12 protein-coding genes and 1 pseudogene are annotated in these 12,879 nt (G+C 68.5%); 10 read left to right on the forward strand and 3 right to left on the reverse strand.

Going from position 1 to position 12,879, the window contains the following annotated elements; all coding sequences use genetic code 11:
- The first annotated feature begins 20 nt into the window (after nucleotides 1-20).
- Nucleotides 21-953 (forward strand): N-acetyl-gamma-glutamyl-phosphate reductase, encoded by a 933-nt coding sequence (argC, locus tag HV766_RS07540; RefSeq protein WP_054454891.1) that lies wholly within the window; start codon nucleotides 21-23, stop codon nucleotides 951-953.
- A gap of 39 nt (nucleotides 954-992) precedes the next feature.
- On the opposite strand, the gene HV766_RS07545 is transcribed toward argC, so the two are convergent.
- Nucleotides 993-1,898 (reverse strand): LysR family transcriptional regulator, encoded by a 906-nt coding sequence (locus tag HV766_RS07545; protein WP_254593287.1) that lies wholly within the window; start codon nucleotides 1,896-1,898, stop codon nucleotides 993-995.
- A 122-nt stretch (nucleotides 1,899-2,020) separates the two neighbouring features.
- Here HV766_RS07545 and HV766_RS07550 point away from each other — a divergent pair.
- From HV766_RS07550 to HV766_RS07565, 4 genes and pseudogenes are all read left to right on the forward strand, one after another.
- A pseudogene (locus HV766_RS07550) lies at nucleotides 2,021-3,601 on the forward strand (ATP-dependent acyl-CoA ligase); the annotation flags it as partial.
- Between the two features lie 36 nt (nucleotides 3,602-3,637).
- Nucleotides 3,638-4,951, forward strand: a complete 1,314-nt coding sequence (locus tag HV766_RS07555) for an MFS transporter (RefSeq protein WP_054454595.1) — start codon at nucleotides 3,638-3,640, stop codon at nucleotides 4,949-4,951.
- On the forward strand, nucleotides 4,948-6,096 hold the full coding sequence (locus HV766_RS07560; RefSeq protein ID WP_175180893.1) for a thiolase family protein: 1,149 nt from the start codon (nucleotides 4,948-4,950) through the stop codon (nucleotides 6,094-6,096). Before HV766_RS07555 ends, HV766_RS07560 begins: the two co-directional genes overlap by 4 nt.
- Nucleotides 6,093-6,416 (forward strand): PhlB family protein, encoded by a 324-nt coding sequence (locus HV766_RS07565; RefSeq protein WP_175180894.1) that lies wholly within the window; start codon nucleotides 6,093-6,095, stop codon nucleotides 6,414-6,416. Before HV766_RS07560 ends, HV766_RS07565 begins: the two co-directional genes overlap by 4 nt.
- Before the next feature lie 12 nt (nucleotides 6,417-6,428).
- Here the strand turns inward: HV766_RS07565 and HV766_RS07570 are convergent, their stop codons facing one another.
- Complete coding sequence (locus HV766_RS07570) at nucleotides 6,429-7,259, reverse strand: prolipoprotein diacylglyceryl transferase family protein (RefSeq protein WP_175180895.1); 831 nt, start codon at nucleotides 7,257-7,259, stop codon at nucleotides 6,429-6,431.
- Between the two features lie 29 nt (nucleotides 7,260-7,288).
- Nucleotides 7,289-8,053, reverse strand: coding sequence for an IclR family transcriptional regulator (locus HV766_RS07575; RefSeq protein ID WP_054454586.1), 765 nt, complete (start codon nucleotides 8,051-8,053; stop codon nucleotides 7,289-7,291).
- A 219-nt stretch (nucleotides 8,054-8,272) separates the two neighbouring features.
- Between HV766_RS07575 and HV766_RS07580 the strand changes: the two genes are divergently transcribed.
- The 5 genes from HV766_RS07580 to HV766_RS07600 are packed head-to-tail and all read left to right on the forward strand — an operon-like array spanning nucleotide 8,273 to nucleotide 12,874.
- A complete protein-coding gene (locus HV766_RS07580; protein WP_175180896.1) occupies nucleotides 8,273-9,817 on the forward strand; it encodes an acetolactate synthase large subunit in 1,545 nt (514 codons plus the stop codon).
- A 31-nt stretch (nucleotides 9,818-9,848) separates the two neighbouring features.
- Nucleotides 9,849-10,643: an SDR family NAD(P)-dependent oxidoreductase gene (locus tag HV766_RS07585; RefSeq protein ID WP_054454582.1), complete on the forward strand. Its 795-nt coding sequence runs from the start codon at nucleotides 9,849-9,851 to the stop codon at nucleotides 10,641-10,643.
- 30 nt (nucleotides 10,644-10,673) lie between these two features.
- Complete coding sequence (locus HV766_RS07590) at nucleotides 10,674-11,717, forward strand: WD40/YVTN/BNR-like repeat-containing protein (RefSeq protein WP_175180897.1); 1,044 nt, start codon at nucleotides 10,674-10,676, stop codon at nucleotides 11,715-11,717.
- A gap of 19 nt (nucleotides 11,718-11,736) precedes the next feature.
- Nucleotides 11,737-12,222: a VOC family protein gene (locus HV766_RS07595; protein ID WP_175160751.1), complete on the forward strand. Its 486-nt coding sequence runs from the start codon at nucleotides 11,737-11,739 to the stop codon at nucleotides 12,220-12,222.
- A gap of 49 nt (nucleotides 12,223-12,271) precedes the next feature.
- Complete coding sequence (locus tag HV766_RS07600) at nucleotides 12,272-12,874, forward strand: amino acid synthesis family protein (RefSeq protein WP_119451517.1); 603 nt, start codon at nucleotides 12,272-12,274, stop codon at nucleotides 12,872-12,874.
- The last annotated feature ends 5 nt before the right edge of the window (nucleotides 12,875-12,879 follow it).

Raw genomic sequence — 12,879 nt, forward strand, 5'->3', positions numbered from 1 at the left:
TGATCCAGGACGCAAGCGCCATGACCCAACCTCTAGTTTTCATCGACGGCGACCAGGGCACCACCGGCCTGCAGATCCATGAACGCCTGCATGGGCGCACGGACCTGCGGCTGCTGACGCTGCCCGAGGCGGAACGCAAGGACCCGCAACGCCGCGCGCAGGCGATCAACGGCTGCGACATCGCCATTCTCTGCCTGCCGGACGAACCGGCGCGTCAGGCTGCCGCGTCCATCGTCAATCCCGCGGTACGGGTGATAGACGCCAGTTCCGCCCACCGCACGACGCCGGGCTGGGTCTATGGCTTTCCGGAAATGAACGCGGAGCAGGCCGGACTGATCGCCCAGGCGCTGCGGGTCAGCAACCCGGGTTGTTATCCCACGGGCGCGGTCGCGTTGCTGGGTCCGCTGGTGCGAGCCGGGCTGGTGCCGGCCGACTATCCGGTGGTGGTGCACGCGGTATCAGGCTATTCGGGCGGCGGGCGCGCGGCGGTGGACGCCTACGAAGCCGCGGACGGCGCGCCGGGACCGGCGTTCCAGCTCTACGGCCTGGGCCTGGCGCACAAGCACACGCCCGAGATCGAGCGGCATGCGGGCCTGACGCAGCGGCCGGTGTTCGTGCCGGCCTACGGCGCCTATCGCCAGGGCATCGTCCTGACCGTGCCGCTGCAGCTGCGCCTGCTGCCGGCGGGCGTCGACATGGAACGCCTGCACGCCTGCCTGCAGCGGCATTACGAGGGCGCGCGCCACGTGCAGGTCGTGGCGCCGCAGGACGCGGCCGCCCATACGCACCTGGATCCGCAGGCGCTCAATGGCACCAACGACCTGCGCCTGGCCGTGTACGGCAATGCGCAGCACGGCCAGGTGCTGCTGACGGCGGTGTTCGACAACCTGGGCAAGGGCGCGTCGGGCGCGGCGGTGCAGAACCTGGACCTGATGCTGGCCGCGCTGAAATAACCACCATGGCCCTGGGCTGCCGCAACGGCCCGCGCTGGCTCAGGCCGTAGCCCGGTCCGCCAGCGTCTCCACCACCAGGCGCCGCAGCCAGACGGTGCCCGGGTCGCTTTCGAAGCGGGCGTGCCAATGCACCGTCACAGACAGCGGCGGCAGAGCGATGGGCAGCGGGCGTATCTGGAACGCGTCGTCGTGGTTGAACCAGATCGCGGCCCGCAGCGGCAGGGTCATGGTGAGATCGGTGCGCCGCACGATCTCGGCGGCCGCCGAGAAATGCGGCAAGGTCAGATATGGCCTGCGCGGCAGGCCGGCCTCGCTCAGCACGTCGTCCAGCAAGCGGTGGGCGCTGGCGCGCGAGGCCACCAGGATGTGGTCCAGGCGCTTGTATTGGCTACGGGTGAGGCCCGCCGACAACACCGGATGGCCGCGCCTGCCCATGCAGGTGTAGCGTTCGCTGAACAGTTCCGCGTGGCAGGTCTCGCTGCCCAGCCCGGCCAGGTTGCCGATGGCGAGATCGACCTCGCCGTCTTTCAGCGCCTGCGGCAGCCGTTCCAGCGGGATCTCCAATACTTCCACCTGCAGGCGCGGCGCCAGGGCGTGCACGCGTTCCATCAATGACGGCAGGAACACCATTTCACCGATATCGGACATGGACAGGCGAAAGCGCCGGGTGCTGCTTGCGGGCTCGAAGCGCTGCCGCAGGTTGACCGCTTCCGCAAAGCTGTTCATGCCGCGCTCTATGGGGTCGGCCAGGGCAAACGCGACCGGCGTGGGCTGCATGCCGGACGCCGTGCGCGCGAACAGGGGGTCGTCGAATTTTTCGCGCAAGCGCGCCAGCGCGTAGCTCACGGCGGGCTGCGTCAGGTTCAGGCGCTGCGCCGCGCGCGTGACGCTGCGTTCCTGCAGCACGGTCAGGAAAACCCGCATGAGGTTCAGATCGAAGTCCACGCATGCCTCTCATATCAGCTTGATTTATAAGATAAATAATATCCATAAATTTGACATATAAATAGTTGATTCCTAGACTAATTTCATAAGGCTGGGGCAACGCTTGCCGATGGCCGCAACACAGGGGAAGCACCGCCATGCATGCGTTGACACTGCCGTCGTTGTTGCTGGAGCAGGGCGCCCGATGGGGCGAGCGCACATGGGTGCAGGCGCCAGGCGGCGCACTGCGCTACGGCGATGCTCCCGGGCATGCAGCGGACTGGGCCGCGCGCCTGGCTTCGGCCGGCGTCGCCCGGGGCGACCGGGTCGGGCTGATGGCCGGCAACCGGCATGAATTCCTGTCCATCGTGCTGGGCTGCGGCTGGCTGGGGGCGGTGGTGGTGCCCATCAACACGGCGTCGCGCGGCATGCAGTTGCAGCACATCCTGGCCAACAGCGGTTGCCGCTTGCTGGTGGCCGACGCCGCGTCCTGTCCGGCGCTGGCTGCACTGGACATGCAGCCCCTGGCCTTGAACCGCATCTGGCTGCTGGACGGCTACGCCGACGCGCTGCCGGTGCAAGCGTGTCCGCCTCCTCCCGCACCGGACACGCCGCTGCCGCCGGCAGCCGACCTCGGGCCGGGAGATACGCTGGCCATCCTGTACACCTCGGGCACGTCAGGCCTGTCCAAAGGCGTGTGCTGTCCGCACGCGCAGTTCTATTGGTGGGGCAGGATCGCCGCGCGCAACCTGGAAATCGCCGAGAGCGACGTGCTCTACACGAGCCTGCCGCTGTTCCATACCAATGCCCTGAACGCCTGCTTCCAGGCGCTGGTCACGGGCGCGACCATCATCTGCGACGAGCGCTTCTCGGCCAGCCGCTATTTCGACCGGCTGGAGGCCACGGACGCCACGGTGACCTATCTGCTGGGCGCCATGGTGCCCATGCTGCTGGCGCAGCCGCCTGCCGCAGCCGAACGGCGTCAGCGCGCGCGGATTGCGCTGGCGCCCGGGGTGCCCGAACGCTTCCATGCGGCATTCGCCGAACGCACGGGCATCGCGCTGCTGGAAGGCTACGGCTCGACCGAAACCAACTTCGCGCTGGGCGGCACGCTGGACGAGCAGCGGCCGGGCACGATGGGGCGCGTCGCGCCCGAATTCGATGCGATGGCGGCTGACGAGCACGACGCGGCGGTGCCAGACGGCACGCCGGGCGAATTGCTGTTGCGCTCGCACATCCCATACGCCATCGCCACCGGCTATTTCGGCATGGACGACAAGACGGTGGAAGCCTGGCGCAATCTCTGGTTCCACACGGGCGACCGGGTGGTGCGCGATGCGGACGGCTATTTCCGCTTCCTGGACCGCACGAAGGACGCCATCCGCCGACGCGGCGAGAACATTTCCTCGTACGAGGTGGAGCAGGTGCTGCTGGCGCATCCGGCGGTTGCCGCCGTGGCGGTCTATGCGGTGCGTTCCGATCTGGCGGAAGACGAGGTCATGGCGGCGCTGGTCTACAAGACCGGGCAGGCCATCGCGCCCGAGACGCTGTTGGACTTCTGCCAGCCCCGTATGCCGTATTTCGCCGTGCCGCGCTATCTGCGCGTACTGGACGATTTGCCGCGCACCGAGAACGGCAAGATCCGCAAGTTCCGCTTGCGGGATGAGGGCATTACCGGCGACGCCTGGGACCGCGACGCCGCCGGCTATCGCGTGGCGCGCTGAGCGTCATCAATCCATTCAAACAGACTAGGGGCGGCAATGACGATGGCATACAAAGGGGCGGCCGCGGCCGCTGGCGACGATGCGCGCAGAAAACGCACGCGGCGCGTGGTGATGGCGTCCGTCGCGGGCAACGCGATGGAATGGTATGACTTCTTCATCTACGGCACGGCGGCGGCGCTGGTGTTCGGCGAACTGTTCTTTCCCAAGGGCACCGACCCGCTGCTGGGCACCATGGGGGCGTTTGCCGGCTTTGCGGTCGGCTTTCTGGCGCGGCCGCTGGGCGGCGTGATCTTCGGCCATATCGGCGACCGCTACGGCCGCAAGCTGGCGCTGGAATGGACCCTGGGCTTGATGGGCGCCGCCACCTTCCTGATCGGGCTGTTGCCTACCTATGATCAGGTCGGCTTCTGGGCGCCGGTTGCCATGGTGGTGTTGCGCATCCTGCAAGGCGCGGCCGCGGGCGGCGAGTGGGGCGGGGGCGTGCTGCTGATCAGCGAGGCGGTCGGGGGCAAGCGCCGCGGCTACTTCTCGTCCTTCAGCCAATTGGGAGTGGCGGGCGGCTTCGTGCTGTCGTCGGGCGTCTTCATGCTGGCGCAGCAGCTGCCGCAGGAAGCCTTCATGAGCTGGGGCTGGCGCCTGCCGTTCCTCTTGAGCGTGCTGATCTTCGGCGTGGGCCTCTACATCCGCAAGCACATCCCCGAAAGCGATGAATTCGTGCAGGCCGCCAAGACCGCCAAGCGCGGCATGCCGGCAGTCGAAGTGTTCCGCCGCTATCCGCGCCAGGTCTTTACCGCGATGGGATTGCGCGTGGCCGAGAACGGCGGGTCGTACATCTTCCTGGCGTTTGCGCTGGCCTACGGCAAATTCCTTGGCATACCCAACGACGTCATGCTGGGCGGCGTGCTGGTGTCGATGTTCATCGAGCTCGGCACGCTGGTCTGGTTCGGCCACCTGTCCGATCGCATCGGCCGGCGGACGGTGTACCTGATTGGTTCGGCCGGCCTGGTGCTGGTGGCATTCCCGTTCTTCTGGCTGGTGCAGACCAAGGAGCCGGTGTGGATATTCCTGGCCTTCTTCCTGGGCAACACGGTCTGCCATGCCGCGATGATCGGCACCCAGCCGGCGTATTTCGCCGAACTGTTTCCCGCAGAGGTCCGCTACACCGGATTGGCGCTGGGGCATGAACTGGCTTCTGTATTCGCCGGCGGCCTGTCGCCGCTGATCGCCATGGCGCTGCTGCGCAAGTATGAATCGGCGACCCCGGTAGCGTGGTTCCTGGTGGGCATGGCCGCGGTCACCGTGATCACCTTGCTGCTGACGCGCGAACCCCCACGGCAGGAGTCGGCGTGAGCGCGGCGCGCGGCCCGGGCATCGTCGGCGTGGGCGAAACGCCTTCGCTGCGCCATCCCGGCCCGGGAACCAGCACGGCCGGCCTGATGGCCGAGGCGATCGCGCAGGCGCTGCGCGGCGCAGGGTTGAAGCCCGGCGATGTGGACGGCCTGGGCGTGGCTTCATTCACGCTGCGCCCCGACCGCGCGATCGATCTGGCGTGGCGCCTGGGACTGCGGCTGAACTGGTGCATGCAGGACGAAATGGGCGGCGCCAGCGCCATCAACCTGTTGCGCCAGGCCTGGCTCGCGTTGCAGGCCGGGCAGGCCGAGACGATCGTGCTGGTCGCGGGAGACCATTTCACGGGCGCCGATTTCGCAGGGCTGGTACGCGGCTACAACCGCAGCGCGCAGGACTATCTCAGTCCCCTGGGCTGCGAGGGGCCGAATCCCCTGTTCGCCATGCTCACGCAAAGGCAGATGGCGCGCGCCGGTCTTGCCCGCGAGGACTATGGCGCGCTATGCGTCGCGCAGCGGCTATGGGCAGCAGGCAACCCCAACGCCGCGTATCGCGATCCATTGAGCCTGGCGCAATACCTGGCCGCGCCCATGGTCGCGCCGCCGCTGGGACGCCTGGATTGCGTGCCGGTGGTCAGCGGCGCTTGCGCGCTGGTGCTGAGCGCGCGTCCGGCGGGAATCAGCGTGCGGCTGCTGGCCAGCGATGCGCGCTACAACGATGACCAGCAGGAAGGCGACGGATTGCAGACCGGCATCGCGGCGTTCGCGCCAGCGCTCTGGCAGCGCGCTGGCCTGGGACCGGAAGACATGGATGTGCTCAGCGTGTACGACGACTATCCCGCCATGGCGCTGGCGCAGCTGTGCGATCTGGGCTTCGCCAGCATCGATGACCTGCCTGGCTTCATCGCGCGCCGCCTGGCCACCCGGGACTTGCCGGTCAACACCGCAGGCGGCCAACTGTCCGCCGGGCAGGCGGGCACCGCCGGCGGCATGCATGGCCTGGTCGAAGTGGCGCGCCAATTGCTGGGGCAGGCAGGGGAACGGCAGGTGCGCGGCGGGCGTCACGGCGTGGCTACCGGCTACGGCATGGTGCAGCTGCGTTACGGGATGTGCGCCAATGCGGCCGTGCTGGCGCGGGAGGAAGCATGAGCGTCGACGTCAGCCAATGTTGCAGCTGCGACCATCTGGTCTATCCCGTGCGGCTGTGGTGCCCGGCTTGCGGCCATGGACAGGCGCGCGCGGCGGCGGTGGAACAGGCCGAGTTGCAGGCCTGGACCGAATTGCCGTCGCGGAACGGTGCGCCTGCCGCAGTCATCGCCACGGTCCGGGCGCTGCCCGCGGGACCGGTCCTGGTCGTGCGGCTGGAAGAACCGCCCGCCCATGCGGGCCAGCGCCTGTGGCTATTCGAACGCGATACGGACGGGCAGCCTTTGCCTTGGGCCCGCGTCGCGGCCGAACCGCAGATCTGAAGCGCCAACGCGTCAATCGCCGCTGGCCGGCGCCTGGATCGCCTCCAGGCGCTGGGCCAGCGAAGCCGCGGACAACTCGCCCACGCGCAGGTCCACCAGCCGTCCCTGGGCGTCCAGGAACAGCGTGGCGGGCAGGCCGCGGTTGCTCATCTGGCGCGAGGCCGCGCCTGCGGGATCGAGCAGCACGTTGCGCAGCGACGGCGCGTGCTGCGCCAGGAACGCCGTCACGTCCGGCGGCGCTTCGGCCTGGTTCAGGAAGACGAAATTCACATCGGGATGCGCCGCTTGCGCCTCGGTGAATGCGGGCATTTCGCGGCGGCAAGGCGGGCACCAGCTTGCCCATAGATTGATGACGGTAGGTTTGCCCTGGTAGGCCGCGAGCGCCGCGGGCGTGCCGTCCAGCTGGCGCAAGGCGAGCGCGGACAGTTCGGGCAGGGCCTGCGGCGCGCGCGCCAGCCACCGCCCGCCGCCTATCCAGACCGCGCTGGCCAGCGCCAGCGCGCCCAGCAGCGCGGGCCGCGACGCCTGGCGGCGCAAGGCCGCGTACAGCGTGTAGAGCCATGCCGCGGCAAGCCCGGCCATACCGGCCCAGCCGCCATCGCGCACGTCCAGGATCCGGAGCGGATTCTCGATGAAGTGGGCCTGGAACTGCCAGACAAAGCCGAGCCGGGCGACGACCAGGCCGATGATGAGCGCGCGCCACAACACCGTACTGGTGTCGGGCCGGGACTCCTGCCCGCGGGTCAGCAGCCTGGCGGCCAGCAGTCCGATAGCGGCGGCAACGATGAGAACCAGCAGGTCCGAGGGAAAGACGAGGGGACCGATACGGATGGCGGGCGTCATGCGTGAATCTGGAACTGGCGCGGCGGGGATCAGGCTGCCTGCTGCAGCTTGGCCGGCGCCTGCGCGATGCGGCGGGTGATTTCGGTGGCGGCGCGGCAGGTCAGGCCGGCGAGGTAGTCCTCGCGGAAGGCCGCGAAGGCGTCCTGCATGCCGATGAGCGTGATGCTGCCCAGCACATGGTTCTCTTCATCGAAGATCGGCGCGGCGATGCCGGTCTTGCCGGAATCCAGTTCCCCCGACGAGATGCAATAGCCGGCCTTGCGCACTTGCAGCATGGCCCGGGAAAAGGACTTCCAGTCCTGGCCCAGCCGCTGCATGTCGGGGGCATCGGCGTGTTCGTCGTAGACGCGGCGCAACTGGCGCGGCCCCAGATTGGCCAGGATCACGCGGGCGGTCGCGCTGCGCAAAAGCGGCATGTGCCGGCCGCGGCCGAAGTTCAGGGCCTGGGTATTGCGCCCGGCCTGCTGGTGCACGTTGATGACCTTGTCGTCGTAGCGCGCGCTGAGCAGCACGTCCAGGCCGGTCTGGCTGGATAGTTCCTCGATCAGGTCGCGGCTGACCGTCAGCATGGGGTCGTACTCCCGCATCTGCAGATCCAGCGCGATGATGCGCGGACCCAGCGCGTAGCCGGCTGGCAGGCGCACCAGCAGGCCGCAGGCGCACAGTTCGCGCACGTAGCGGTAGGCGGTGGCGGGCGCGTAGCCGCGCAGCTGGCAGATGGCGTCGACGTCCAGGACCGGCCGGTCGGGCTGAAAGAGGTCCAGGACATCGAGCATGCGGCGAAGACTGTTCATGTGCGTGAGGTGTTGTAAGGCTGACGTGCTGCGAGGGTGCACCAAGGGGCGCGTATTGGCAAATCGTCCTGCCGCGCGCGCAGCGTGCACGCGCGTATAGGAGATCCGCGCAGAACTATCAAATAGATAATTCTAATAAATTATCCAGCATCAATCCGCCAAAAGAAATTGCACATTTATCAAATTACGATAAAGTAGCGAAAAAAGGAGGCGGTAATCATGACCGGAGCTAGTGCCTTGCTGGAGGCTCTGCGCAAGCAGGGCGTGGAAGTCTGTTTCGCCAATCCCGGCACGACCGAGCTGGACCTGGTGCGTGCGATGGAGGAGGTGCGCGGCATGCGCTGCGTGGTCGGCCTGCAGGAGAACGTCTGCACCGGCGCGGCCGACGGTTATGGCCGGCTGGCTGGAAAGCCGGCCGCGACCCTGCTGCATCTGGGGCCGGGCTTCGCCAACGGCATCGCCAATCTGCACAATGCGCGGCGCGCCCGCACCCCCATCGTCAACATCATCGGCGACCACGCCAGCTGGCACCTGGAATGCGACGCGCCCCTGACTTCGGACATCGAGTCGCTGGCGCGCCCAGTCTCCGGCTGGGTGGAGCGCATCGCGTCCGCCCAGGACGCCGCTGGCGCCGCCCGCGCCGCCGTGCAGGCCAGCCTGGCCGATGGCGGCCAGGGCGCGACGCTGATCTTTCCCGCCGACTTCCAGGCGGAAAGCGTGACGCCGGATTCCGCGGATGCTGCCGCCGAGGCCGCTGCGCAGCCCGAGACCTTCGACGCCGCCGCCGCATGGCAGCGCCTGAGCCGCGCGCAAAAGCCGCTGTTCCTGCTGGGCGGGGGCGGTCCCGCCAGCGGCCTGGGACGCCGCGCGCAGATTGCGGCCGCGCGCCTGTGCGCCGCCCTGGGCGGCAAGGCTTACGCCGAGACCTTTCCCGCCAGATCGGAACGCGGCCGGGACTTGCCGGACTTCGACCGCCTGCCGTATTTCCCGGAACCCGCTCGCGCTGCCCTGGACGCTGCCGACCTGGTGGTGCTGGTGGGGGCGCTGCCGCCCGTGACCTACTTCGGCTATGCCGGTCACCCCAGCCGGTTGGTGCCGGCGGAACGCCTGCTGGAACTGGCCGCTCCCGGCCAGGACGCGGCCTCGCGCCTGGAAGCGCTGGCCGAATTGGCGGGCGCGCCGGCCTTCGAATCCGCCGCCGCGCCGCTGCCCGAGCCTGCACCAGGCGCCTTGACGCCGCAATCCATTGCCGCAGTGGTGGCGCGGGCCTTGCCCGAAGACGCCATCGTTTCGGTCGAAGGCGGCACCTGCGGCTATCCGCTGTATGCCGCGTCCGCCGGCGCCGCGCCGCACACCGTGCTGACCAATACCGGCGGCGCCATCGGCCAGGGCTTGCCAGTCGCGATGGGCGCCGCCATCGCCTGCCCGCAGCGCCGCGTGGTGGCCGTGCTGTCCGACGGCAGCACCCAATACACGATCCAGGCATTGTGGTCGCTGGCGCATGAAAACCTGCCGGTCACGGTGCTGATCGCCGCCAACCACCAGTACGCCATCCTGCGCAACGAGCTGCGCCGCGGCAACGCCGTGCTGGGCGAACGCGCGGCCGAACTGACCGCGCTGGACCGCCCGCGCATCGACTGGGTGGGGCTGGCCTCCAGCTACGGGGTGCAGGCCAGCCGCGCCGCGACCTCGGAAGAATTGGCCGCGCAGCTGGAATCGGCGCTGCGCCAGCCGGGCCCGGTCCTGATCGAGATGGCGCTGTAGGCGCCGCCATATATATAAGGAGCATCAAAGCATGGACTTGCAACTCAAGGGGAAAGTCGCGGTGGTCACGGGCGGCAGCCTGGGCATCGGGCGCGCGGTGACCGAAGCGCTGGCCGCCGAGGGCGTGCGTGTGGCCATCGTGGCGCGCCGCCAGGCGCAGCTGGACGAAGTGGCGGCTGAAATCACCCGGGCCACGGGCGTGGAAGTGCTGGGCGTGGCGGCCGACGTGTCGGACACCGCCCAGGTCAACGCGATGATGCAGCGCGTGGCCGAACACTTTGGCCGCATCGACATCCTGGTCAATGGCGCGGCCCATCCCGGCGGCCTGGTGCGCAGCGAGATCGACGAGGCCGATCCCGAAGGCCTGCTGGAAGACATCAACATCAAGGTGGTGGGCTACATGCGCTGCGCCAAGGCTGCGGCGCCGCACATGCGCCAGGGCGGCTTTGGCCGCATCGTCAACATCGGCGGCCTGACCGGGCGCGGCAGCAAGCAGCTTTCGGGCATGCGCAACGTGGCCATCTGCCACATGACCAAGACCCTGTCGGACCAGCTGGGTCCGCATGGCATCACGGTCAACGTGATCCATCCGGGCGTGGTCGAGACGCCCCACATCCATGAACTGTACGAAAAGGAAGCCGCCAAGCAGGGGCTGACCCCCGCCCAGGTCGAGGCCAACTATGCCAAGGCCACGCCCATACGCCGGGTGCTGCAGCCAGCGGAGATTGCCGACGCGGTGCTGTTCCTGGCATCGCCGCGGGCAGGGGCCATCACCGGCGAATCGTTGGGGGTGGATGGCGGCATCACGCGCGGCATCTTTCTTTGAACCGCTGAACCTCATTCGGGGAGTCTGGATATGCAAGGCACGATACTGGTCGGCACCGCCGGCCAAGGAATACTGCGCAGCGTGGACGATGGCGCCACCTGGCACCGCCTGGGGCTGAAGGAAGCCATCGAGTTCGACGGCACGGTGCGCAGTCTGGCCGTGGATCCGGCCGACCCGCGCCGCGTCTTTGCCGGGGCCGACGCCGGCATGTGTGTCAGCACCGACGGCGGCGCGCATTTCACGCGGGTGGACAGCCCCATGAACGGCATGACCGTCTGGGCCATGGCCATCGATCCCACAAATCCGCGGCGCATGTACGCGGGCACCGGCGCGCCGTCGCGCGCAGCGATGTTCCGTTCGGTGGACGGCGGCGCGAGCTGGCAGCGCCTGTCGCCCGAACTGCCGGAGTTCTGCCGCGGCGTGAACCGCCCGCGCATCCTGTCGGTCTGCGTGGATCCGGACGACGGCCGCGAGGTCTGGTTCGGCGTCGAAGAAGGGGGCTTGTGGCGCAGCCGCGACGGCGGCGATACCTGGTCGCGCGAGGACGATGAAGGCAATGCCGATGCCATCGCCAACCCCGACATCCATTGCGTAGCTGTCCTGCCGGCCACGGCCGCCGCGCCCAAGACCGCCATGGTGCTGACGGTGAACTCCGTCTATCTCAGCGAGGACGACGCCCGGCGCTGGAATGGCGTGGCTTCCAAGTCGCGCTTTGACGGCATGTACTACACCCGCACGGTGCAGGCGCTGCCGGACGATCCCGACACGCTGCTGCTGGCCATCGGCGACGGCACGCCAGGCACGCGCAGCAGGATCTACCGTTCGTCCGACCGCGGCCGCAACTGGCAGCCGGCGCTGCTGCACACGCCGCCAAATTCCACCTTCTGGGCCTTCGGCGTGCACGCAGCCGACCCGCGACTGGCGTTCGCCGGCACCAAGTACGGCCATCTGTTCCGTTCCACCGACGGCGGCCGCAGCTGGTTCAAGGAATGGCGCGACTTCAGCGAAATCACCGCCGTGGCCTGGACGCCGTACGCCGCGCCCGTGACCGCGCACCCCCAGTCCATCAACTGACAACCCGCCCGAGACCGCCATGTCCACCAACACCACGCTTGCGCCGGCAGACCGCCGGCCGCGCATCGCGCGCACCCACCTGGCCCTGTTCGTGCGCGACCCGTTCGCGTCGGCGTCCTGGTACGAATCCGTGCTCGGCATGCAGGAGACCGCGCGCGGCGAGCAATGGGTGTTCCTGTCCTTTGGGCGCAAGCACCACGACATCGCCCTGATCCGCGCGGCCGAAGGCGAGCCCGCCCGCGGCCCCGTCAACATGCAGCACTACGGGCTGGAGATCGAGGGCGACGTGGACGAGCTGCGCCGCCTCTACGGCATGTTGCTGGCCAAGGGCGTGGACGTCGTGAAAATCACCGATCACAAAGTCGGCTACGGGCTGTACTTCACCGACCCCGACGGCCACCGCTTCGAGTTCTTCTGCGAAACCGTGCACGGCGACGAAGAGGGCAAGCAGGTCCTGCACGACCACAACGCGCCCAGCGTCCCCATGACCCTGGACCCGCTTTGACCGCCCGCACGGCGCACTCCTTCCTGATCCCACATTTTCTGGAGCATCCATGAGCAGCACCAACTTCGGCCCCTACCGCATCCGCAAGTGGTATTTGCAGATCGACGACACCCTCACTACTGAAACCGGCGAACCGGCCGACGGCGAGCCGTTGCGCAAGATCGTCATCGCGGCCGCGCTGCACAACCCCTATGCCGGGCGCTTCGAACGCGACCTGTCGGGCTATGTCGAACCCTCGGGCATGCTGGGCGAGGAGTTCGGCCGGCGCATCATCGCCGCGGCCGGCGGCCAGCCGCTGGAAAGCTACGGCAAGGCCTGCGTGGTGGGCACGGACGGCGAGTACGAGCACGGCAACGCGTTGTTGACCACCATCTTCGCCGAACCCGTGCGCGCGGCGCTCGGCGGCGGCAAGGCCTGGGTGCCTTCCACCGGCAAGCGCGGCGGTCCCGGCACCGTCATCGACATTCCGCTGGCGCATAAGGACGCGCTCTATGTCCGTTCGCACTACGACAGCGTGACCGCGCTGTTCGGCGACGCGCCCAACCGCGACGAAGTGCTGATCGCCTTCGCGTTTGCCACGCGCGGGCGCCTGCATGCGCGCCTGGGCGGCATCCCCGCCAGCGAAATCCAGGGCAAAGACGGACTCTGCTGAAAGGA

The organism is Achromobacter aegrifaciens (assembly GCF_902859735.1).
In the GTDB taxonomy this organism is placed as follows: Bacteria; Pseudomonadota; Gammaproteobacteria; order Burkholderiales; family Burkholderiaceae_B; genus Achromobacter; species Achromobacter aegrifaciens.